Source organism: Micromonospora sp. URMC 106 (genome assembly GCF_051386395.1).
In the GTDB taxonomy this organism is placed as follows: Bacteria; Actinomycetota; Actinomycetes; order Mycobacteriales; family Micromonosporaceae; genus Micromonospora.
Map to the genome: position 1 here is coordinate 22043 of NZ_JBPQTP010000012.1, position 20990 is coordinate 43032.

Consider the following 20990-nt stretch of genomic DNA (forward strand, 5'->3'; position numbering starts at 1 on the left):
GGTCACCGCCCCCGCTGGCCGGCGTCGGTGTCGGCGTCGGCGTCCCGGTCCGGCCGGTCCCCGTCGTCCGACCTGTCGTCGGGCGACCCGTCGCCGTCCGGTCGGTCGGCGGGCGCGCCGGCACCCCCCTTGCGGCGCAGCGCGTCGGCCGAGCCGCGCAGCTTGCCGCTGATCGCGTCGATGCCGCTCCCGGCGGCGGCGGTCGCGGCCGCCTTCGAGGCCGTGGCGAGCGGGCCGCCGAGGCGGCCCAGGTGGGTCAGGTGGGGGGACGACTGGAGGAGGTTGCCGCCCGCCTTCAGCAGCCCTCCGGGCTCCCGGCTCGCGCGGCCGGCCGCGACCGCGGCTGCCAGGGTGAGGGCGGTACGCAGCTTGCGCCGGCGGCCGAGCAGATAGCCGAAGCCCACGGCAAGCCCGATTCGTGCTCCGCTGTTCATCTGTTCTCCTTCGCTCCCCGGAGCGGCGGCAGACACCTGACAAGCAGCGGTCCAAAAGAAATGGCTGCCGGGGATCAGCACGTGCCGGACCGCAATCGGGTGTCGCGTTCAATCGGACCCGCCGGGCAATACCCGAGGACTTATCGGCGAAACATCCGCGCCTAATCCCCGAACCATTTTCGGAGCCTCCGAGACGAGGCTCGCCAACCGCGCAAAACGGTCAGTGAGGCCGCTACGAGCAGCGACAACCTCAGAGCGAGAGGAATTGCGGAATTGTCGTCACAATGCCGGCGGAGTCGAATCGAGGGATATCTCGGCGTGCACCCGGCCCGCATCCTCGCGCAATTTCGCCCCGCACTTTTCGAGCACCGACAACGCCCCGTGATTGTCGACGGTGGTCTCCGCGACCACGATCCGCATCCCGGCCGCCGCCGCCTCGTTCAACAGCTCGCGCAGGGCCGCCGGGCCGATGCCCTGGCCCCGGGCGGACCGGCCCAGCCACATCCCGGTCTCGACCGTGCCCGGTTCGTCGCGACGGCTCATCCGGATCATGCCGACCACCTCGCCCCCGGCGAGGATCGCGTACATCTGGGTGCCGGTGGGACCGTGCAGGCCGGCGAAGCTCGCCCGGTGGAACTCGCGGAACGCCTCCCGACGGGCGTGCGACCAGCCGGCCGGCGCCTCCACCGGCGGCATCACGTCACCCGGCTCCGCCTCAGCCGCCGCTACGGACAGCAACGGCTCCAGGTTCCGTTCGTCCACCGGCTCCAACCGGACCGTTCCCGCCACGTGCCGCAGTCTGCCGCCCCCACCGGCCCAAGTCCACCCCATCGGGCACCGACTGGCGGTCCGGCCGAAGGTACGGGCCGGTCGGACCGCATCGTGTTCCACCTCACGCTCCGCTGTCGACCGCCCCGCCGGCCGCCGCCGCGCCCCGGCCCCGGGTCACGGCACGTCGGTGTCGAACTCGCAGAGGACCACGGAGGCGTCGTCCGCGGGCTTGTGCCGGCGCAGCCGGTCCGGGTGGTCGCGCTCCGCGGCGCGTACCCGGTCGACCAGGGCGCCCGGCCCCTCGGCGGTCACCACGTCCAGCAGCCCCGCCCAGTCGAGCAGGCCGAACTGCTCCACCACGGCCGACGCGCCGTCGCTGAGCAGCGCCGCCCGGCGTACCGCACCGGGCCCGCGCAGCGGCAGCGTGCCGGTCACCGCGTGGAACGCCGCGTCCGGGTCGGCGGCCGCCACCCAGTAGCCGTGGGTCCGGTTCATCCGTTCCCGTTGCAGGGCGACCGCCTGCCGGAACCGGGTGGCCCGGTCGGCCGACCCGGCCGGCACCGCCGCGACCGTGGCCCGCAGCTCCGCCGTCGCGGCGTCCAGCCGGTCGTCGGTGACCACGCCGACCCGGCCACCGGCGTCCAGCACCAGCGGGCTGTCGCAGAGCACCAGGTAGTCGAGGTGGTCGCCGCCGTCGCGCAGCAGGCAGACCGTGCTCGACGGGGTGCCCGGGTGGTCCAGGTCGCACTCGTCACCGTGGTCGGACCGCACGGCCAGGATCGCCGCCGCCAGGTTGCTCATCAGCGTCGCCGTCGGGCGGGCCGCCTCCGCCAGCCCGAGCCGGGCGGCGAGGTGCCGCACGTACCAGGACGGGCCGTGCACGCAGCCGGTGTCGAAGCCCTCCGGCACGGTCGCCCCGTCCAGCACGCCCACCAGCGGCCCGAACCGGAAGACCAGGTCCTCGTTCACCGGCCGGCCGGGAGGCGGCGCGGACGCGGAGCGTACCCGCATCGTCCGCGCCGCCCCGACCACCCGGGTCGCCTCAGCGGCGACGGAGGTCGTCGGCGGCCTCATGCGCCTGCCCCTGCACCTGGTGGGCGGCCGACCGGCCCTGCTCCCGTACGGCGGACGCGCCGTGCATCGCGGTCGAGCCCACCGACTGCGCCGCGTGCTGCGCCGGCTCCCGCAGGTTGTCCCGCAGGTTGTCGCGCACCTGGTGGCCGACCTGGCTGGCCTGCTCGCGCAGTTGCCCGGAGTGCTCGGCCACCTTGCCCTTGGCCTGCCCGGCCCACTGCCGTTCGGGTCGGCTGGGTGGGAGCAGCGACGAGACCAGCAGCCCGGCGCCGAAGGCGATCAGACCGGCGGCGAGGGGGTTGCCCTGCGCCTGCTCACGGGACTGCTGCCCCAGCGAGCGGGCCTCGTCCCGCACCGACACCGCGGCGTGCGACATCTGGTCCCGGGACTGTTCCCCGAACGACCGTGCCGTGCCGGCGGCGTGCGACATCCGCTCTCCGGCCGCGTGCGACATCCGCTGTGCGACACCGTGCCCGTCCGACTGCACGCCCATCACCTTCTCCCTGGCCCGGGTGAGCGCGCCACGGGCCTGCCCGACGCGGTCACCGGCGATCCGTCGCGGGTTGACCTTGTCGGCCAGCGCGTCGACGTCGCTGCTCAGTTCGTTCCGGGTGTTCTCGATCTCCCACCGGATCCGGTCCGGATCGTTGGACATGATCTGCTCCCTCCCGGCTGGTTCACCGGCCTCGCATCGCCCTCGGCATCTCCCGGGCGGTCTGTTGCGTACGCGGCAACACGGCGCGGAGTTCCTTCATCTTCGTCCGCGCGTTGGAGAGCAGGCCCCCGGTGACCGCGGCCCAGATGACCGCCACGATCAGCGCGGCCCAACCCTGGTCCATCACGTTGGACAAGCCCCACCACAGCGCGTACGACACGAACAGCACCGTGAGGAAACCGGCCAGTGCGGCGCCGCCGAACATCCCGCCGGCCTTGCCCGCCTGGGTCGCCTCCTCGCGCAGCTCCGCCTTGGCCAGTTCGATCTCCTTGCGGACCAGCGTGGAGACGTCCCGCGTCACGTCGCCGAGCAGGTCGCCGACCGACGCCTGGGCCCGCTCCTTCTCCGGGGCACTCACGGCGCCACCCCGCCCGGGATGTCCGGCCCCTGCCGGCCGGGCGGCGAGGCGTTGCGCACCCGGGCCGTCCCCGTGTACGCCTCCTCGCGCGGGTACGCCTCCTCGCGCGGGTACGCCTCCGTCCGCGGGTACGCCTCCTCGGCCAGGTAGGGCGCCTCGACGTCCCGCTCGTACGGCCGGGGCCCGCCCGTGGTCGGCGTGGCGGCCGGCGGCGGCGTCGGTTGCCGGCCGGCGCCGCCCCGCGCCCCGTCGCCGGAGGCGGTGAGGTTCCGGGTGAGCCGCCCGACCAGCATGCCGGCCACGGCCGCGCCGGTCAGGAAGGTGCCCGGATGCCGGCGCGCGTACGACCGCACCTCGTCGAAGACCGCTCCGGGCTCGCGTTCGTCGAGCCAGCCGGCCGCCTGCTGGGCGGCGTCGGCCGCGCGACGAACCAGCTGGGCGGCCATGCCGGAGTCCTCGCTGCGCTCCGCCATCGAGCCGAGTTCGCGCCCGATGCCGCGCAGCCCCTCGGCGGCCCGCCGCTGCTGCGCCTGAGCCTGGTCGCGCAACTGCGTGGTGGCCTCACCGGTGAGGTTGCGCGCCTGCCGCCGGGCCTCCGAGGCCACGTGTCCGCCCTGTTCGGCGGCGGCGTGCGCGATCTGGCCCCCGGCCTGGGTCGCCTGGTGCCCGACCCGGGACGCTTCCTGCCGGGCCTGTCGCCCGGCGCCGGTCGCACCGTCCGGTGGCCGGCTCGGGTTGATTCCCGTCATCGCCCGCTCCCTCCGTCGGCCCCGGGCCGCAGGGTCACGGCCCGGAACGTGAACCGGCCGCGGGACGCGGCTCGGAACGTCACCCGCCTACCCGCGCGGCTCGCCGGCATTCCGGCCCCGGGGCCGGGACAGGAAACGAGAACCGGACACCGGGTGGCCCGCCGGGGCGGAACGGTCGGAAGGCGCGACAGCGGTCAGCGACCACTGGTGCGGGACGAACGGCCGGGGCACGACCGCCCAGCCGCGACGGTTGCGGGGGACCGTCGGCAGGTGCCAGAGCGGTCAGCGGCGGCGGTTGCGGGCCCGGGAGGAACGCAGCCGCCGCAGCCGACCGACCAGCACGGGCTCCGCGGCCAGGGCCGCCGGATTGTCGAGCAGCGCGTTCAGCAACTGGTAGTAGCGGGTGGCGGAGAGGCCGAAGGTGTCCCGGATGGCCTGTTCCTTGGCGCCGGCGTGTCGCCACCACTGCTGCTCGAAGGCGAGGATGCCGCGCTCCCGCTCGGTGAGCCCGCCGTCCGGCCGGTCGCCCGCGGGCGGGTCGACCTCGTGGGGTGGCGCCCCGGCGGCGCCGACGCCCGGCTCGACCGCCGACCGGGGTTGCGGCACGGCCGGGACCCCGGCGTCGGGGCCGGTCCGGGGCTGGGGGACGACGCCTCCCGCGCCGCGCGCCTCGCCGGTCGCGGCAGCCCCGTCCGCCGTGGACGGCTCGGTGGCGGCCGGTGCGGCGTCGGCGGGCTGCATGGCGCTCCTCGTGGGCAGGCGGGCGGCACACCACGACGCCGACCGGGGGACCCCAGCCTAACGAGGGCCCACCCGGTTCGCATCGGACGACGGTGCCGGACCGTGACCGCGCCGGTTCACCCCGTGTCCGCCCCGGCGGCCCCTGCGGTGCGGGGGCCCGGACAGCGGGAGGGCGACGGTGCGACCGGGGGCCGGGGAGAGCCCGCCGGTCGCACCGTGGGTCAGGAGATGTCCCGCCGGCGCATCGCCCAGAGGGCCGCGCCGAGGATCACCGTGAACCCGACCGCCAGCAACACCGAGGAGTGCTGCCAGGTGATGTCCATCGTGTCCGGTTTGCACTCGCCGAAGAAGGTGGCCTGACAGGCGTCCCAGTCCTCCAGCGTCACCTTCTTCTCCATCCACGCCACGGCGTACGTGGGCAGCAGCCACGCCTCGGCGAAGCGCACCCCGGCCATCTGCAGCAGGATGCCCAGGCCGAACTGGCCGACGACCATCAGGGCGATCACCCCGCCCAGCGCCATCGCGGTGTGCCGCCCCAGCGAGGCGAGCGCGAAGCCGATGGTCGCGGTGACCAGGGCGAGCACCAGCCCGCGCAGCCCGGTGAGGGCGAAGGACTGCCAGGCTCCGGAGGTCATCTTCGCCGTGCTGCCGCGGAAGGTGGCGACCAGCCAGAAGCTGCCGAACCAGAGCGCCGTCGTGGGCACCGCCAGGGCGAGCAACCCGGTGAGCAGCGCCGCCAGCTTGGTCAGCAGTACGGTCAGCCGCTTCGGCCGCCACAGCAGCAGGTTCATCATGCCGCCGGTGTTCCACTCCGCCCCGACGAACGAGGCGCCGACGACGAACCCGACCAGCGCCAGCATCGCCGCGAGCGGCAGCAGCGTGGAGCCGAAGTTCTCCCGGAAGTCGAAGGTGGAGGGCAGGAACCACTCCGCCTCGATCGCCTCCCGGGGCGGCGGCTGGATCATGGCGCAGTCGTCGGGGTACTGACCGGGCTCGCCCGCCCCCGCCGCCTTCGCCTTCTCGCACTCCGCGCGGTACTGCTCGTTGTGGCGGACGTCCTGCTGCCACTGCTGCTCGGCGGCGCGCTCGGCCTTCGCCAGCGCGGCGGCGTCGATCTTCTCGTTGGTGAGGAAGACCCCGACCACCACGAGCGCGAGCACCACCAGGCCCAGCAGGCTCATCCAGCGGGTGAAGCGCCGCTTGGCGAGCCGGCGCAGCTCCGTACGGTAGAGGCTCACGCGCCCCACCCTCCTCCGGCGGTGCCGGGCTGCCCCGCCCCACCGACCTTCGTGGACTGGTCGACCTGCCGGTGCTGGCCGGGTACCGGCGCGGTGGCGGTCAGTTCGAGGAAGACGCTCTCCAGGTCGACGGCGACCGGGGCGAGCTCGCTGACGTAGAGGCCCTGCTCGGCGAGGAGCCGGGTCACCGTGGCCGGCTTGTCGACCCCGGCGAGCATCAGGTGGTCGGGCTGGCCGTTCACCCGGATCCCGGCGCGGGTCAGCGCCTCGGCGGCGGCCGGCAGGTCGGTGACCGCCTCCAGCCGCACCCGGACGGCGCCGGAGGAGTGCTGGGCGAGCACCTGCTCGACGGGGCCGAAGGCCACCCGCCGGCCCAGCGAGATGATGGTGACCGAGTCGCAGATCAGCTGGATCTCGCCGAGGATGTGGCTGGAGAGCACCACGGTCATCCCCGACTCGGCGAGGGTACGCATCAGCGTGCGCATCTCCCGGATGCCGCCCGGGTCGAGCCCATTGGCCGGCTCGTCGAGGATCAGCAGCTTCGGGTTCTTCAGCAGGGCCGAGGCGACGGCGAGCCGCTGCTTCATGCCCAGCGAGTAGGTCTTCACCCGCTCGCCGGCGCGGTCGCGCAGCCCGACCAGCTCCAGCACCTCGTCGATTCGCTGCGGCGGCACGTCACCCGCGCCGGCGAGCAGGGACAGCGTGTCGCGCGCGGAGAAGTGCGGAAAGAACTGCGGGCTCTCCACGATCGCGCCGACCTGGCCCGCCACGCTGGGCAGCGCCGCGGGCACCTCGTGCCCGAGGATGGCCATCCGGCCGCCGTTGGGCCGGATCAGGCCGAGCAGCGTGCGCAGCGTGGTGGTCTTGCCGGACCCGTTGGGGCCGAGGAAGCCGTGCACCTGCCCCGCCTCGACCAGCATGTCGAAGCCGTCCAGCGCGTTGCGGGTGCCGCGCCGACGACTCTTGTACGTCTTGCGTAGACCTTCGATCTCCAGGACAGCTGGCAAGCTGCACCTCCCCCGATGGGCGTATGACACGCGACACCATACGCGGTATGCAGCCGAGCGCAATACCCGGTATGCACCGACGCGCCGATCGGGTGAGGAGAAGTGCCGCCGCCACTCGTGCGCCGGACGTCAGGAGGGCGCCCTCCCCTCCCTCACCTCAGGCGCAGATCACGTTGACGCCGGCGGCGCGGAACGCCTCGACCACCTCGGGGTTGGCGCCGGAGTCGGTGACCAGCGTCTCCACCCGGTCCACCGGGCAGATCCGGGCGAACGCGTGCCCGCCCAGCTTGGACGAGTCGGCGATGATCACCACCCGCTTCGCCCGGGCCACCATCAGGTTGTTCATCGCCGCCTCGCCCTCGTGGTGGGCGGCGGCGCCGAGCTGGGGGTCGATCGCGTCCACGCCGAGCAGGGCGACATCCAGGGTGACCTCGCGCAGCAGCGCCCCGCCCAGCGGGCCGACCAGCTCGAACGACTTGGGGCGGACCACGCCGCCGGCCACCACGACCTTCATCCGGGAGCGGACGAGCAGCTCGTTGGCGATGTTGAGCGCGTTGGTGACCACGGTGAGCTGGGCACCCTCGGCGCTGGTGTTCAGGTCCGGCCGGACGGCGAGGGCCCGGGCCACCTCCGTGCTGGTGGTCCCGCCGTTGAGGCCCACCACGGTGCCGGGCGAGACCAGCGCCGCAGCGGCGGTGCCGATCCGCTGCTTCTCGGCCGAGTGCTTGGCGGTCTTGTAGCGCAGCGGCAGGTCGTACGAGACGCCGTTGGCCACCGCGCCACCCCGGGTCCGGGTGATCATCTGCTGCTGGGCGAGCTGGTCGAAGTCACGCCGGATGGTGGCCTGGGAGACGTCCAGCCGCTCGGCGGCCTCCTCGACGCTGACCCGTCCGCTGTCGGTCAGCATTTCGAGCAGGGCGTTCCATCTGGCGTACCGGTCCACCCCAGGGCCTCCAGTTACTGCGCGGTCGGTGATTGATTGCGTGCACAGTAGTGCGCGAAACTACGAGGGCGCAAAACCACGGCCTGCTCGATGTCGGGGCTGGTTGCCACGGCCAACCGGGTTCGCGCAGAATAACGCGCGAAAGATGGCTCTAACGAGCCGTATTGCGCACCGCTCCCCTGCGTAGGAGTTCTCATGTCGTACGTCGACGCGGAGATCGCGAGCCAGCCCGACTGCTGGCGGGAGGCGGCGCGGGTCGCCGCCACCGCAGCCGACCACCTCCCCCGCCCCGGCGAGCGGGTCGCCGTCGTGGGCTGCGGCACGTCGTGGTTCATGGCGATGGCGTACGCGGCCCGCCGCGAGCACTCCGGCCAGGGCGAGACCGACGCCTTCCAGGCCTCCGAGTTCCCCGCCGGGCGGCGTTACGACCGGCTGGTCGCGATCACCCGATCGGGCACCACCACCGAGGTCACCGAGCTGCTCGCCGCCCTGCGCGGACGGGTGCCGACGACCGTCCTGGTCGGCGACCCCGCCTCCCCCGCCGTCGCGCTGGCCGACGCGGCGGTGCCCATGCCGTTCGCCGACGAGCGCTCGGTGGTGCAGACCCGCTTCGCGACCACCGCACTGGCCCTGCTCCGCGCCCACCTCGGCGACAACATCGCCGCGCTCTCCGCCGACGCGGAGGTGGCGGTGCGCGCCCCACTGCCGATCGACCCCACCCGGATCGAGCAGGCCACCTTCCTCGGTCGGGGGTGGACGGTCGGGCTGGCCCAGGAGGCGGCGCTGAAGTGCCGCGAGGCGGCCACCTTCTGGGCCGAGGCGTACCCGGCGATGGACTACCGGCACGGGCCGATCTCGGTCGCCGCCCCCGGCCGGCTGGTCTGGGCGTTCGGCGAGCTGCCCGACGGGCTGCCGGAGGACGTGGCCGCGACGGGCGCGGCGTTCGTGCACAGCCGCACCCACGGCTGCCGCACGGTGCTGGGCAGCTGGGCCGCCGGCCGTACCCCCGTCGACCCGATGGCCGACCTGATCCTGGCGCAGCGCTTCGCCGTCGCGCTCGCCACCAGCCGGGGCCTCGACCCCGACGCGCCCCGGCACCTGAGCCGGTCCGTGGTACTCGCGTGAGCCCGGCCGACGTCGTCGTCGCGCTGGACGTCGGCGGCACCGGGATGAAGTGCGCCCTGGTCCGGCCGGACGGCGCCGTGCTGCACGCCGAGCGGCACCCCACCGACGCCGGGCGGGGCCCGGACGCCGTGGTCGACACCGTCCTGGCGGTCGCGGACGGTCTGGCCGGCAAGGCCCGCGCCGACGGGCTCACCCCGGTCGCGCTCGGCGTCGCCGTGCCGGGGGTGATCGACGAGGCGCGCGGGGTCGCCGTCTGGTCCGCGAACGTGGGCTTCCGGGACGTACCGCTGCGGGACCTGGCGCAGGCGCGGCTCGGGCTGCCGACGGCGCTCGGCCACGACGTGCGCGCCGGCGGCCTGGCCGAGGCGCGCCTCGGCGCGGGCCGCGACGACCGGCACGTCCTCTTCGTCGCCATCGGCACCGGGATCGCCGCGGCGCACGTGGTCGACGGAGTGGCGGTCATCGGCGCGCACGGCGCCGCCGGGGAGATCGGCCACGTGCTGGTCCGCCCCGGCGGTCCCTCCTGCGGATGCGGCCGTCCCGGCTGCCTGGAGGCGGTGGCCTCCGCGGGCGCGATCGGCCGGCGTTACGCCGCGCTGGCCGGCGTCCCGGCGACCGCCGCCGACGTGGCCGCCCGGGCGGCGGCCGGTGAGCCGCTGGCGGCGGACGTCTGGCGCGAGGCCGTCGAGGCGCTCGCCGACGGCCTCGCCACCGGCCAGGCCCTCTTCGACGTGGAGACCGTCGTGCTCGGCGGCGGCCTGGCGCAGGCCGGCGCGCTGCTGCTCGACCCGCTGCGGGCCGCGCTGCACGAGCGGATGACGTTCCACCGGGAGCCGCGCCTCGTCGCGGCGGCCCTCGGCGACGAGGCCGGCTGCCTCGGCGCCGCCCTGCTCGCTCTCGACAGTCTGGAGAAGTGATGGCCATTCGGGTGAACGGCAAGGTGGTGACCCCGACCGGCGTGATCCGGCAGGGCTGCGTGGAGCTGGACGGGGGCCGGATCACGGCGGTGGCCGAGTACCCGTCGGTGCGCGACGGGCACTGGATCGTCCCCGGCTTCGTCGACATGCACACGCACGGCGGCGGCGGGCACACCTTCACCACCGGCGACGCCGAGCAGGCGCGGCAGGCCGCCGACTTCCACCTGCGGCACGGCACCACGACCCTGCTGGCGAGCCTGGTCAGCTCGCCGTTCGACCTGATGCGTGCGGCCACCGCGGCCTTCGCGCCGCTGGTCGCCGAGGGGGTGCTGGCCGGCATCCACTTCGAGGGGCCGTACCTCTCCTCCGCCCGCTGCGGCGCGCAGAACCCCGAGTTCCTCCGCGACCCGTCGACGGACGAACTGGCCGAGCTGATCGAGCTGGGCGACGGCGCGATCCGGATGGTCACCCTCGCCCCCGAGCGGGACGGCGCGCTGGAGGCGGTCAAGCTGCTCACCGCACACCGGGTGGTCGCCGCGGTCGGCCACACCGACGCCACGTACGACGAGACCCGCGCCGCCGTGGCGGCCGGCGCGAGCGTCGGCACCCACCTGTTCAACGGGATGCGGCCGGTGCACCACCGCGAGCCCGGCCCGGTGGTGGCCCTGCTCGACGCCCCGAACGTGGTCTGCGAGCTGGTCGCCGACGGCGTACACCTGCACGACGGGATGTTGGCCTTCGCCACCTCGACGGCGGGCCCGGAGCGGGCCGCCCTGATCACCGACGCGATGGCCGCCGCCGGCATGCCCGACGGAGACTACGAGCTGGGCGGCCAGGCCGTCACGGTGGCGGGCGGGGTGGCCCGGTTGACCCGCGACGGCGCGATCGCCGGCAGCACCCTGACCATGGACGCGGCGCTGCGGCACGCGGTGGCCGCCGGCATCCCGATCGCGGACGCCGTACGGATGGCGGCCACCACGCCGGCCCGCGCGATCGGCCTCGGCGACCGGCTGGGCGCGCTCCAGGTCGGGCTCCGCGCCGACCTGGTGGTGCTCGACGACGACCTGAACGTGGTCCGCGTGATGCGCGGCGGTTCCTGGGTGGAGTGATCCCGGCCGGACGATCGCGTCGGCTGGCACAGGCCGCGCGCAGGGCGTTCGGCGCTCGGCCGTGCGTGCAGGGTCACCGGCGCCCAGGGCGGGAGGGTTCGTGTCCGCGCTGTCGAGCTGAATCGTCTACGACATCGCGCGGACCGCGCAGGCTGAATCGTCTACGACATCAGCTCGACAGCGCTCGCGGACAGGGTCCCGTCCCCCAGAGGACCGTCACCGCCGAACCGCCGAACCGCCGAACCGCCGCACCACCGCCCCACCAGCGCGGGCGCCGCCGGATTCGAGGCGGAGTCGGGCGTCCGGGGGTCAGCCGGTGGTGGGGACCTCGACGCCGAGCACGGCCTGCTCGTCGGGACGGTGCACGAGCACGTCGGAGAGGAACGAGTGCACGGCCGGGGCCATGCCGACGTCCCGGCCGGCCCGCTCGGAGAGCAGCCACTTGTGCTCGATGATCTGGGCGAAGAGCTCCTGTGGCTCCAGCTTGCGGCGCAGGTGCGCGGGGACCGCCCGGACCACCGGCTCGAACACCTCGGTCAGCCAGCGGTGGGCGGCCTGCTGCTCGTCGGTCAGGTCGCTCTCGGCCCGGTAGGCGTCCAGGTCGTTGAGCAACCGGCGGGCCTGGTTCTCCTCCGCGTCCAGGCCGGTCAGGCGGAGCAGCCGCCGGGTGTGGTAGCCGGCGTCGACCACCTTCGGCCGGATCAGGTAGCGCCCGTTGTCGATGGTCGACATCGCCACCTCGGCCACGTCGAAGCCCAGCTCGTTGAGCCGCCGGATCCGCCCCTCGATGTCGTGCCGGGCCTCCCGCTCGACCTGCTGCTCGTAGGTGATCTCGTGCCACAGCCGCTCGTAGCGCTGCACGACCTCCTCGCAGACCACCTCCGGGTCGATCGACTCGTGCAGCAGGCCGGCGGCCTGGAGGTCGAGCGCCTCGCCGAAGATGTTGACCCGCGCGATCTCCAGGTCCTCGCCGCGCTGCCCGTTGGAGAGCGACTGGTGCAGCGCCCCCGTCTCCGCGTCAACGAGGTAGGCGGCGAAGGCGCCGGCGTCCCGCCGGAACAGCGTGTTGGACAGCGAGCAGTCGCCCCAGAAGAAGCCGGTCAGGTGCATCCGCACGATCAGGGCCGCCAGCGCGTCGAGCAGCCGGCCCATCGTCTCCGGGCGCAGCGTGTGCGAGAAGAGCGCGCGGTAGGGCAGCGAGAACTGCAGGTGCCGGGTGATCAGCACCGGGTCGAGCGGCTCACCGTCGTCGGTCTGCCGGTCGGCGACGATCGCCACCGCCTCCACCGACGGGAAGTCGATCCGCTCCAGGGCGCGGAGCAGGTCGTACTCGCGCTCGGCGACCCGCTCGCCGGTCTCCTTGACCGCGTAGACGTAGCCGCCGAGGCGGACGAACCGGACGATGTGCCGGGAGATGCCCTGCGGCAGCGCCACCAGATGTTCCGCAGGCCACTCCTCCAGCGGGGTCGACCACGGGAGGTCGAGCAGCGCCGGGTCGACGAGGGCTGAGGTGATCCGCACGGGCACAAGTCTGACGGCTCGCCCCGGCGAGCGCCTCCCTTCGTGGCTCGGCACACAGCCGCCCCGGCCCGTCCCGGTCCCGCGCCGTCCGGGGCCGGTAGCGTGGTCGCCGTGCGGGAGACCACGACGGTACGGTCCGGGGCACGGCTGAGGCCGGTCCGGCCGGCCGGCTGGTGGTTCGACGCGCTCCTGCTCGCCGGATTCGCGGCCCTGACCCTGGCGCTCGCCGAGGGGCTGCTCCACGATCTCGACCTGGCGGTCAGCGAGTGGGCGTTCGCGCACGACCCGGCGCCGCTGTACTGGACCGCCCGGGTGTTCAACCTGCTCGGGCAGGGCGGTTGGCTGCTGATGCCGGTCTCCGGCGCGCTCGCCCTCGCGGTGGGGTGGCGCCGGCACTCCGTCCGCCCGCTGTTGCTGGTGGCGGGCGCGTTCGTGCTGACCTACCTGACCATCGGCCCGCTCAAGCTGTGGACCGACCGGGCCGCGCCGAGCGCGACGGTCAAGGAACCGTTCCTGCCGCCGGGCGAGGCGGTGGAGATCTTCAACCGGCTGCCGGCGGGGGCCTACTCGATGTCCTACCCGTCGGGGCACGTCGCCAACGCGATCGTCTGGTACGGGGTGATCGCCGTGCTGCTGACCGCGCTGACCGCCGGGCGGCTGCCTCCGGTCGCGTACCGGCTGGTCCGGTTCGCGCCGCCGGCGATCCTGCTGGTCACCACCACCTATCTGAACTTCCACTGGCTCACCGACGGGCTGGCCGCCCTGCTGCTCGGCGTCGTCCTCGATCGGGTGCTGCACCGGGTGCCCTGGGACGACCTGCCGTTGCCCGGAGCGCTGCGCGACTGGGACCGCCCGTTCATCTCGACCCCCTAGGGTGCCCGGCGTGGATCAACTGGCGCGCCGACTGGGCGTACCCGACGCGGTGGTCATCGGCCTGGGGTCGATGCTCGGCGCGGGCGTCTTCGTGGTCTTCGCGCCCGCCGCGTCGGCGGCCGGTGGGGCGGGGCTGCTGGCAGCGCTGGTGCTGGCCGGATTCATCGCCTTCTGCAACGCGACCAGCTCGGCGCGGCTCGCGGCCCGTTACCCGGAGTCCGGCGGCACCTACGTGTACGGCCGGGAGCGGCTCGGCCCGTTCGCCGGCTACCTGGCCGGCTGGGGTTTCGTGGTCGGCAAGACGGCGAGCTGCGCGGCGATGGCGCTGACCATCGGGGCGTACCTCTGGCCGGGGCAGGCCCGGCTCGTCGCCGTCGGCGCGGTGCTGGCGGTGACCGCCGTGAACCTGCGCGGCATCGGCAAGACCGCGACCGCGACGAGGGTGCTGGTCGGCGTGGTGCTGGCGGTGCTGGCCCTGGTCGCGGCGGCGGGCGCGGTCGGCGGTGACGTCTCGCTGGACCGGCTCGGCGACCTCGGCGGCTCTGGGCGGGGCGTCCTCACCGCCGCCGGGCTGCTCTTCTTCGCCTTCGCCGGGTACGCCCGGGTGGCCACCCTCGGCGAGGAGGTACGCGATCCGGAGCGGACCATCCCCCGGGCGGTGCCGCTGGCGCTCGGCGTGGTGCTGGCGATCTACCTGGTGCTCGCGGTGGTCGCCGTCGGCGTGCTCGGGGCCGACCGGCTCGCCGCGTCCGCCGCGCCCCTGGCCGACGTGGTGACAGCCGCCGGGCTGCCCGGTCTCGCGTGGCTGGTCCGGGCCGGGGCGACCGTGGCGGTGACCGGGGTGCTGCTCTCCCTGCTCGCCGGGGTCGGGCGCACCGCGCTGGCGATGGCCCGCCGCCGCGACCTGCCCGGCGCGCTCGCCGACGTCCACCCGGTCCACCGGGTGCCGCACCGGGCCGAGCTGGCCGTGGCCGCCGTGGTGGTGCTGATCGTGCTGCTGGGCGACGTCCGGGACGCGATCGGCTTCTCCAGCTGCACGGTGCTGGTCTACTACGCGATCACCAACGCCGCCGCGCTGACCCTGGGTCGCGACCCGGCCCGACGCCTGCCGGTGCGGGCGCTCGCCGTGCTGGGGTTGGCCGGCTGCCTGCTGCTCGCGGTCAACCTGCCGCTGTCCAGCGTCCTCACGGGCTTCGCCGTGCTCGCCGCCGGCGCCGCCTGGTACGCCCTGCGTCCCCGCCGGGCCTGACGCCGGGCAGCACCGGGGGGCGGCACGCCGGGGCGCGGCGACCGCCGCCGGCCGTCAACATCCGGGCAGCGGCCGAAGCCGGGGCAACGGCGACGGCGACGGCGACGGTCAGTCCTCCGGCGGCCGGGGCGCCGGCGTGACCGGATCCTCCGGCGGGGGCGGCGCGGCCTCGCGGAGCAGGGCGTTCAGGCCGGCCCGGCGGGCCACCACCGTCAGCCGGTCCCCCGCGACGATCACCAGCCGCGGATCGGGCTCCCAGTCGAGGCGCTGCCCGGCCCGGGCGTGCGCGAGCAGGCGTACGCTCTCGGCCCGCCCGACGGCGGCGAGCGGCCGCCCGTCCAACGACGAGCCGGCGGCGACGACGACTTCGGTGACCAGCAGCGCGTGCCGACCGACGGGGATGGTGGCGATCACCGCGCGGTCCAGCAGCGCGGCGGCGAACGACGGCGCGGCCAGGTACGACACGCTGCGTGAGACGCCGATGCCGAACGCCTGCTGGACCCGCTCGGCGAAGTGGCCGTCGAAGAGGCGCAGCACCACCTGGAGCTCGGGGTTGACGGCCCGGCCGTTCAGCGCCGCCTGGAGGTTGGTCTCGTCGTCGGTGGAGACCACCACCAGCGCCTGGCAGCTGCCCACCGAGGCTGCCTGGAGGGTCTCCTCCAGCGCGGCGTCGCCGACGATCAGCGGCACGCCGAGCCGCCGGGCCAGCGCCGCACCGCGCGGCTCGGGCACCTTGTCGATCGCCACCACCTCGACGCCGAAGTCGCAGAGCTGGGCCATCACCCGGGTGCCGACGTTGCCCAGCCCGACCACCACCACGTGCCGGGACCGCTCGGGCTGGATCCGGCCGGAGTGCAGCGCCAGCCGGGCGTTGACGATCCCGTCCACCACCACGGCGGTGATCAGCGGGATCAGCGCCAGCCCGGCGAGGTTGAGCACCACCTGCATGACCTGCTGGGCGATCGGCTTGTTCGGATCCGGGTCCTGCCCGCTCAGCGTCGTCACGAGCGTCAGGTAGAGCGAGTCGCCCCAGTTGGCGTGCGTGGCGCGACCGTTGAGCCAGCCGAGCACCCCGATCACCGCCAGCAGCGTGATCACCGCGATGCCGATCTTGCGGGTGGCGAAGCTGCGTACCGCGCGGAGCAGCACGGTCAGCGGGCGGCGACGCCGCCGGGCCCGCCTCAGCCGGCGCGCGGCCACCTCGGTGCCGGGCGGCGCCCCGGTCGCCTCGGCGAGCACCACGTCGGCGGCGGACCCGTCGGCGGGCAGCACCCGGACCTGCTGCGGGTCGCGGGTGTCCGCCACCCCGCAGATCACGTCGCCCGGGCGTACGTCGTCGCGGCGGGCCACGTAGAGGGTGCGCCCGCCGTGCCGGAAGTGGGTCGGGGCGACCTCGCCGAGCGCGGCGGCCACGAAGGCGGGGGCGGCCATCGACGCGTCGGAGAGCACCGCCGAGTCGGGGAAGATCTGCCGCACCCCGTTGGCGAGGCCGGTGTTGAACATCCGCACCACCAGGCGCAGCCGGGGCTCGACCTCCTGGGCGCAGAGCGCGGCGTGCATGTTGCCGACGTCGTCCTGGTGCAGCAGGGCCAGCCCGTCGGCGCCGGCCAGCCCGGCCCGCCGGAAGGTGACCTCGTCCAGCCGGTCCGCCCGCACCACCTCGACGCCCTGGAGGTCCCGCCCGTCCGGCTCGTCCGAGCGCGGGCGTTCCGGCACGACCAGGGTGATCCGGACGCGGCCCGTCGCCTGCAGCTCGGTGGCGAGCAGCGCCCGCACCACCCAGTAGGCCAGCGCGTCCCGGCCACAGACCACGTAGTGCGCCCGCGCGTCCCCGTTGACCCGGAGCCGACGCCCCGCCCGCCGCGCACGATCCAGCAGGGGCTCCGCCATGCGCCGCATGGTAGTCAGCCGGTCGCACCCCGCGCAGCCCCGTGATCATGAACGCTGCTCGGCCGGCATGTCCCGACGCTCCGGGCAGATTCCCCGGCCCGTGGGCGGGTAGACGAGCGGCATGCAGACGTTCCTGCCGTACCCGGACTTTCTGGCCAGCGCCCGGACGCTGGACCAGAAGCGGCTGGGCAAGCAGCGGGTGGAGACGATCCAGGTGCTGCGGGGGCTCACCCGCCCCACGTACGGCTGGCGCAACCACCCGGCGGTGAAGATGTGGGCCGGGTACGAGGAGGCGCTCACCCGGTACGGGCTGGACGTGTGCGCGGTCTGGTGCGAGCCGGGCCGGGCCGACACCTGCGCCACCACGATGACCGCCGACCTGGCCGCCGCCTGCGGCCTGACCCGCGTCCGCACCCAGGCGGAGCTGGCCGAGGCCGGCGAGCTGCCGCCCTGGCTGGGCCGCGAGGACCTGCACCTGAGCCACCGCTCGTCCCTGCTGCGCAAGGACCCCGGGCACTACCGCCCCATCTTCGGCGACGACGTCCCGCCCGATCTGGAGTACGTCTGGCCCGCCTCCGACCGGGAGCGGCGCTGCCTGGCGCCGCGGTGACGGGACGGGCACCTCGCTGGCGACCCGTGTCGCGCGAGGGCCCCTCCGGACGCCTGAGGGGGCAGACTGGAGGCCCACCCGGGCGGGAAGGTGCACATGGCGCTGTCGCAAGTGGTCGGCCGGCTCGTCGGCGTACGCCAGCACGAGGTGGACCCGGGCGGCGGTGGCGCCCCCCGGGTGCCGCACCCGGTCGGGGCGGTGGTGGTCGGCGGCGGGATCGCCGGCATGTCGGCGGCGGTGGTGCTGGCCGAGCGCGGCGTGGCGGTGACCGTGCTGGAGGCCGCGCCGACCCTCGGCGGCCGGCTCGGGGCCTGGCGGGAGACGCTCGCGGACGGCACCCGGCAGATGAACGAGCACGGGTTCCACGCGTTCTTCCGGCAGTACTACAACTGGCGGTCGATCCTGCGCCGCGCCGACCCGGGGCTCGGCTTCCTCCGGCCGGTCCCGGGCTACCCGATCCTGAGCGAGCGGTGGCCGACCGAGGAGTTCGGCAGGCTGCCGCCCGCGCCGCCGGCGAACCTGCTGGCGCTGCTGCTGCGCAGCCCCAGCCTGCGCCTTCGCGACCTGCGCGGGATGGACCGGGACGCGGCGCTGCCGCTGCTCACCTACGATCCGGTGCGCACGTACGCCGAGTTCGACGACACCACCGCCGACGAGCTGCTCACCTCGCTGCGCCTGCCGGACCGGGCCCGCGCGATGCTCTTCGAGGTCTTCTCCCACTCCTTCTTCAACCACGAGGCGGAGATGTCGGCCGCCGAGATGATCGCGCAGTTCCACTTCTACCTGCTGGGCAACCCGGAGGGGCTGGCCTTCGACTGCCCCGACGAGGACTACGCGACGGCGATCTGGGAGCCGCTGACCCGGCACGTCGAGGAGCACGGGGGCCGGGTGCTCACCGGTGCCACCGTCACCGCGCTGACCCGCGACGGCGCCGGATGGCGGGTGACGACCGCCGACGGCACGTCGTACGCCGCCCGGCACGTGGTGCTCGCCGTCGACCCGCCCGCCCTCGCCGCGTTGGTCGCGGCGTCGCCCGGCCTGCGCGACCACGCGCCCGCGCTGGTGGAGCGGATGCCCGACTTCGGCCGGCCCGGTCCGCCGTACGCGGTGGCGCGCTACTGGTCCGACGGGGACGTGGCCGCCGACCGGGCGGTGTTCAGCGGGGTGTCCCGGCAGCCGACCCTGGACTCCGTGACCCTCTACCACCGGCTGGAGAAGGAGTCCCGGCGCTGGGCCGGACGCACCGGCGGCTCGGTGGTGGAGTTGCACGCGTACGCCTGCGAGCCGGGCGTGCCCGCCGGCGAGCTGGCCGAGCGGATGCGGGCCGAGCTGACCGCGCTCTGGCCGGAGGCGGCGCAGCTGCGGGTCCGGGAGGTGCGAGCCCGGGTGGCGGCGCAGGCGCCGGCGTTCACGCCCGGCAGCCACGCCTGGCGGCCGGGGGTGCGCACCGATGCCGACGGGCTCTACCTGGCGGGCGACGGCATCCGGACCGACTTCCCGAGCGCGCTGATGGAGCGGTCGGCGGCGACGGGGATCGTCGCGGCCAACCACATCCTGCGGGCCGAGGGCGGCGCGGCCGAACCGGTGCGCTCGATCCGGCCCCGGGGCCTGCTCGCCGGCCGACGCTGACGGGAGCCGCCGAGGCGGACGGCGGACGGCAATGGTGATGAAAAGGGCAAACAGGTCGCTCGGCTCGCCTAGGCTGATCGTCTGGGGTGAGCCGGGAGGTCAGCGGGATGTCGCCGCGTGGAGACGACGGCCCGCTCGTCACCGACGTGCCGCGGGACGACGCGTACCCGCTGATCCGGGACGAGCGGGCCTGCATCGTGACCGCCCTGCGGCTCGGCTGGTGGATGGCCGACGCGTACCACCACGCGCAGACCGCCGAGCCGCTCGACGCCGGGGAGGACCGACCGACGGGCGCGCCGGCGAAACTGTCCAACCTGACCGAGATGTCGGGACGGCGGCGCATGCAGATGTACCTCGACGGGGTGGAGGTCGCCCTCGGCCAGATCGCCGAGCTGACCCGGCGCGACGGCCCCGCGCCGTCCACCGCCGACGCGAGGGACCGGGTGACCGCCGGCGTCCGGGACGACCTGCTGCTCGCCCTCGACGACCTGAACGTGGACGTGCTGCGCTGGACGATGGCGACCAACCACCGGGTGGGGCTGGCGTACCGGCTGGGGCGCTCGCTGGCCGACACCGTCCGGCACGGCGAGGCCGAGCAGGTGACCCGCCGCTTCGGCGGCCGGCAGATCCAGCTCAGCCGCTGGCTGGGCGAGCTGGCCAGCGTGCTGCCCCCGTACTCGGCCGCGGTGGTCCGCCGGTCGCTGGCGACGTGGGCGTCGGCGGTCGCCCGGGCGGGCGTCGGCGATCCCGCCGAGGCGGGGCTGCCCGACCTGGCCCGCGAACTGCGCAACCAGGGCGAGCTGTGGCGGGGGGTGCTCACCGGCGGCCTGCACCCGAGGGACCTGCTGGACGAGGAGGACTACGCGGTCGTCGCCCGCAACCTGATCATCCGGGACCGGCGGCTGGTGGTGCAGGCCGCCCGGGGGATCTTCTGGCCGGTGCTCGTACCGCTGCTGGCGGTGCTGTTCGCCGTGGTGGGGGTGAGCGCGCTCGCGGCGGCCGGCTCGCCGGCGACCCGGGCCGCCGTGGCCCTGCTCGGGCTGGGCGCGGGGATGGCCGCGATCTGGCGCACGGTCTCCGGGCCGGCGCTGGCGGTCGCCGGGGAGGTCAACCGGCCCCTGCTGGAGAGCGAGCTGACCGTGCGGATGGCGCTGCGGATCGACCGGCCGCTGGCCGCCGCGCGGGCCGCCGGCCGGGCCCGCCGGCAGCGCCGCCCCGACGAGGCGGCCCCTCGATCGAAATCCGTTGCCCGTCTGTCGCCCGCCGACCTACCGTGATCCCGCAAGGTCAACCACCGCCACGGGAGCCCGTCATGTCGATGTCGCACGTCATCCGAGTGCCGTCGTGGCTGCCCGACCGGGCGCATCCCGCGTCGCCGGCGAGCGGCGGCGGTTGCCGAGCCGAAGGCCCCGGGGGCGGCCGGCCCGACTGACGCGTGCCCGCACGACGTCGAGCCGCCCGTCCGCACGTACCGGACCGGGCGGCTCTTTCGCTGTCCGGCCCGTCGAGACCGTCACCGCCACGAAGGGAGACACCGGTGGACGCCGTCCTCGTCGTCAACGCCGACCTCGGCCCGCTGCACCGGGTCACCGTTCAACACGCGATCCGGATGCTCTGCCGGCGGGTCGCCGAGATCCACGAGGCCGAGCCGGACCGGGTGATCGGGGTCTTCCCGGTCCCCCGGGTGGTCCGCCTCGTCCGGTACGTGGTGACCCGCTGGCGGTTCAGCGCCGGACCGGCCTGGTCCCGGGCCGGGGTGCTGCGCCGGGACGGTCGGTGCTGCGCGTACTGCGGCGGGCCGGCCGGCACCATCGACCACATCCTGCCCCGCTCGCGCGGCGGCCGGAACACGTGGCGGAACACGACCGCCGCCTGCTACGAGTGCAACCAGCGCAAGGGTGACCGGACGCCGGCCGAGGCGGGCATGCCGCTGCGGCGCGAGCCGGCGACCCCGAGCTGGGCGGCGCTGGCCGGGCGGTGACGGACCGGCCGGCGGGAACGGGGGGCCGCGTCGGGGGTACGACTCCCGGCGCGGCG

The 20990-nt window shown here is 75.0% G+C and carries 21 protein-coding genes; 9 read left to right on the plus strand and 12 right to left on the minus strand.

Going from position 1 to position 20990, the window contains the following annotated elements; genetic code table 11:
- Positions 1 to 2: 2 nt before the first annotated feature.
- From ACSNOB_RS06170 to ACSNOB_RS06215, 10 genes are all read right to left on the minus strand, one after another.
- Entirely contained in the window at positions 3 to 434 is a 432-nt protein-coding gene (locus tag ACSNOB_RS06170) for a hypothetical protein (protein WP_436685657.1), read from the minus strand.
- A gap of 279 nt (positions 435 to 713) precedes the next feature.
- On the minus strand, positions 714 to 1223 hold the full coding sequence (locus ACSNOB_RS06175) for a GNAT family N-acetyltransferase (protein WP_436685658.1): 510 nt from the start codon (positions 1221 to 1223) through the stop codon (positions 714 to 716).
- Between the two features lie 156 nt (positions 1224 to 1379).
- Entirely contained in the window at positions 1380 to 2279 is a 900-nt protein-coding gene (locus ACSNOB_RS06180) for a hypothetical protein (protein WP_436685659.1), read from the minus strand.
- Positions 2248 to 2934: a DUF3618 domain-containing protein gene (locus tag ACSNOB_RS06185; protein WP_436685660.1), complete on the minus strand. Its 687-nt coding sequence runs from the start codon at positions 2932 to 2934 to the stop codon at positions 2248 to 2250. Before ACSNOB_RS06185 ends, ACSNOB_RS06180 begins: the two co-directional genes overlap by 32 nt.
- A gap of 22 nt (positions 2935 to 2956) precedes the next feature.
- Positions 2957 to 3352 (minus strand): phage holin family protein, encoded by a 396-nt coding sequence (locus tag ACSNOB_RS06190; RefSeq protein WP_436685661.1) that lies wholly within the window; start codon positions 3350 to 3352, stop codon positions 2957 to 2959.
- Entirely contained in the window at positions 3349 to 4101 is a 753-nt protein-coding gene (locus tag ACSNOB_RS06195) for a hypothetical protein (protein ID WP_436685662.1), read from the minus strand. The genes ACSNOB_RS06190 and ACSNOB_RS06195 overlap by 4 nt, the downstream gene beginning before the upstream one ends.
- A 282-nt stretch (positions 4102 to 4383) precedes the next feature.
- Positions 4384 to 4842 (minus strand): DUF3263 domain-containing protein, encoded by a 459-nt coding sequence (locus tag ACSNOB_RS06200; RefSeq protein WP_393106116.1) that lies wholly within the window; start codon positions 4840 to 4842, stop codon positions 4384 to 4386.
- A gap of 221 nt (positions 4843 to 5063) precedes the next feature.
- A complete protein-coding gene (locus ACSNOB_RS06205) occupies positions 5064 to 6080 on the minus strand; it encodes an ABC transporter permease subunit (protein WP_436685663.1) in 1017 nt (338 codons plus the stop codon).
- Positions 6077 to 7000: an ATP-binding cassette domain-containing protein gene (locus ACSNOB_RS06210; RefSeq protein WP_436685711.1), complete on the minus strand. Its 924-nt coding sequence runs from the start codon at positions 6998 to 7000 to the stop codon at positions 6077 to 6079. Before ACSNOB_RS06210 ends, ACSNOB_RS06205 begins: the two co-directional genes overlap by 4 nt.
- A 244-nt stretch (positions 7001 to 7244) precedes the next feature.
- Entirely contained in the window at positions 7245 to 8030 is a 786-nt protein-coding gene (locus ACSNOB_RS06215; RefSeq protein WP_436685664.1) for a DeoR/GlpR family DNA-binding transcription regulator, read from the minus strand.
- Between the two features lie 195 nt (positions 8031 to 8225).
- Between ACSNOB_RS06215 and ACSNOB_RS06220 the strand changes: the two genes are divergently transcribed.
- From ACSNOB_RS06220 to nagA, 3 genes are read left to right on the plus strand one after another with little or no spacing between them, the layout of a single operon-like run.
- Positions 8226 to 9155, plus strand: a complete 930-nt coding sequence (locus ACSNOB_RS06220) for an SIS domain-containing protein (RefSeq protein WP_436685665.1) — start codon at positions 8226 to 8228, stop codon at positions 9153 to 9155.
- Entirely contained in the window at positions 9152 to 10072 is a 921-nt protein-coding gene (locus ACSNOB_RS06225; protein WP_436685666.1) for an ROK family protein, read from the plus strand. Before ACSNOB_RS06220 ends, ACSNOB_RS06225 begins: the two co-directional genes overlap by 4 nt.
- Complete coding sequence (gene nagA / locus ACSNOB_RS06230; RefSeq protein WP_436685667.1) at positions 10072 to 11181, plus strand: N-acetylglucosamine-6-phosphate deacetylase; 1110 nt, start codon at positions 10072 to 10074, stop codon at positions 11179 to 11181. Before ACSNOB_RS06225 ends, nagA begins: the two co-directional genes overlap by 1 nt.
- A 309-nt stretch (positions 11182 to 11490) precedes the next feature.
- Here the strand turns inward: nagA and ACSNOB_RS06235 are convergent, their stop codons facing one another.
- Positions 11491 to 12702, minus strand: a complete 1212-nt coding sequence (locus ACSNOB_RS06235) for a DUF4032 domain-containing protein (protein ID WP_393106128.1) — start codon at positions 12700 to 12702, stop codon at positions 11491 to 11493.
- Between the two features lie 102 nt (positions 12703 to 12804).
- On the opposite strand from ACSNOB_RS06235, the gene ACSNOB_RS06240 reads away from it, so the two are divergent.
- Positions 12805 to 13575: a phosphatase PAP2 family protein gene (locus ACSNOB_RS06240; protein WP_436685668.1), complete on the plus strand. Its 771-nt coding sequence runs from the start codon at positions 12805 to 12807 to the stop codon at positions 13573 to 13575.
- 10 nt (positions 13576 to 13585) lie between these two features.
- Positions 13586 to 14824, plus strand: a complete 1239-nt coding sequence (locus ACSNOB_RS06245; protein ID WP_436685669.1) for an APC family permease — start codon at positions 13586 to 13588, stop codon at positions 14822 to 14824.
- A gap of 108 nt (positions 14825 to 14932) precedes the next feature.
- On the opposite strand, the gene ACSNOB_RS06250 is transcribed toward ACSNOB_RS06245, so the two are convergent.
- Entirely contained in the window at positions 14933 to 16723 is a 1791-nt protein-coding gene (locus ACSNOB_RS06250; protein ID WP_436685670.1) for an NAD-binding protein, read from the minus strand.
- Between the two features lie 112 nt (positions 16724 to 16835).
- Between ACSNOB_RS06250 and ACSNOB_RS06255 the strand changes: the two genes are divergently transcribed.
- From ACSNOB_RS06255 to ACSNOB_RS06270, 4 genes are all read left to right on the plus strand, one after another.
- Positions 16836 to 17324, plus strand: coding sequence for an MSMEG_6728 family protein (locus ACSNOB_RS06255; RefSeq protein WP_393106136.1), 489 nt, complete (start codon positions 16836 to 16838; stop codon positions 17322 to 17324).
- 96 nt (positions 17325 to 17420) lie between these two features.
- Positions 17421 to 18953, plus strand: a complete 1533-nt coding sequence (locus ACSNOB_RS06260) for an FAD-dependent oxidoreductase (protein WP_436685671.1) — start codon at positions 17421 to 17423, stop codon at positions 18951 to 18953.
- A gap of 107 nt (positions 18954 to 19060) precedes the next feature.
- A complete protein-coding gene (locus ACSNOB_RS06265; RefSeq protein WP_436685672.1) occupies positions 19061 to 20230 on the plus strand; it encodes a hypothetical protein in 1170 nt (389 codons plus the stop codon).
- A 260-nt stretch (positions 20231 to 20490) separates the two neighbouring features.
- Positions 20491 to 20934 (plus strand): HNH endonuclease, encoded by a 444-nt coding sequence (locus ACSNOB_RS06270; RefSeq protein WP_393106142.1) that lies wholly within the window; start codon positions 20491 to 20493, stop codon positions 20932 to 20934.
- Positions 20935 to 20990 lie beyond the last annotated feature (56 nt).

What these genes read in the sequence shown, in the direction of transcription:
- ACSNOB_RS06255 (WP_393106136.1), top strand. Translation starts at nt 16,836, where the DNA reads ATGCAGACGTTCCTGCCGTACCCGGACTTTCTGGCCAGCGCCCGGACG.
- ACSNOB_RS06250 (WP_436685670.1), bottom strand. Translation starts at nt 16,723, where the DNA reads ATGCGGCGCATGGCGGAGCCCCTGCTGGATCGTGCGCGGCGGGCGGGG.
- ACSNOB_RS06210 (WP_436685711.1), bottom strand. Translation starts at nt 7,000, where the DNA reads ATGCTGGTCGAGGCGGGGCAGGTGCACGGCTTCCTCGGCCCCAACGGG.
- nagA (WP_436685667.1), top strand. Translation starts at nt 10,072, where the DNA reads ATGGCCATTCGGGTGAACGGCAAGGTGGTGACCCCGACCGGCGTGATC.
- ACSNOB_RS06260 (WP_436685671.1), top strand. Translation starts at nt 17,421, where the DNA reads ATGGCGCTGTCGCAAGTGGTCGGCCGGCTCGTCGGCGTACGCCAGCAC.
- ACSNOB_RS06170 (WP_436685657.1), bottom strand. Translation starts at nt 434, where the DNA reads ATGAACAGCGGAGCACGAATCGGGCTTGCCGTGGGCTTCGGCTATCTG.
- ACSNOB_RS06180 (WP_436685659.1), bottom strand. Translation starts at nt 2,279, where the DNA reads ATGAGGCCGCCGACGACCTCCGTCGCCGCTGAGGCGACCCGGGTGGTC.
- ACSNOB_RS06185 (WP_436685660.1), bottom strand. Translation starts at nt 2,934, where the DNA reads ATGTCCAACGATCCGGACCGGATCCGGTGGGAGATCGAGAACACCCGG.
- ACSNOB_RS06265 (WP_436685672.1), top strand. Translation starts at nt 19,061, where the DNA reads ATGTCGCCGCGTGGAGACGACGGCCCGCTCGTCACCGACGTGCCGCGG.
- ACSNOB_RS06200 (WP_393106116.1), bottom strand. Translation starts at nt 4,842, where the DNA reads ATGCAGCCCGCCGACGCCGCACCGGCCGCCACCGAGCCGTCCACGGCG.
- ACSNOB_RS06220 (WP_436685665.1), top strand. Translation starts at nt 8,226, where the DNA reads ATGTCGTACGTCGACGCGGAGATCGCGAGCCAGCCCGACTGCTGGCGG.
- ACSNOB_RS06195 (WP_436685662.1), bottom strand. Translation starts at nt 4,101, where the DNA reads ATGACGGGAATCAACCCGAGCCGGCCACCGGACGGTGCGACCGGCGCC.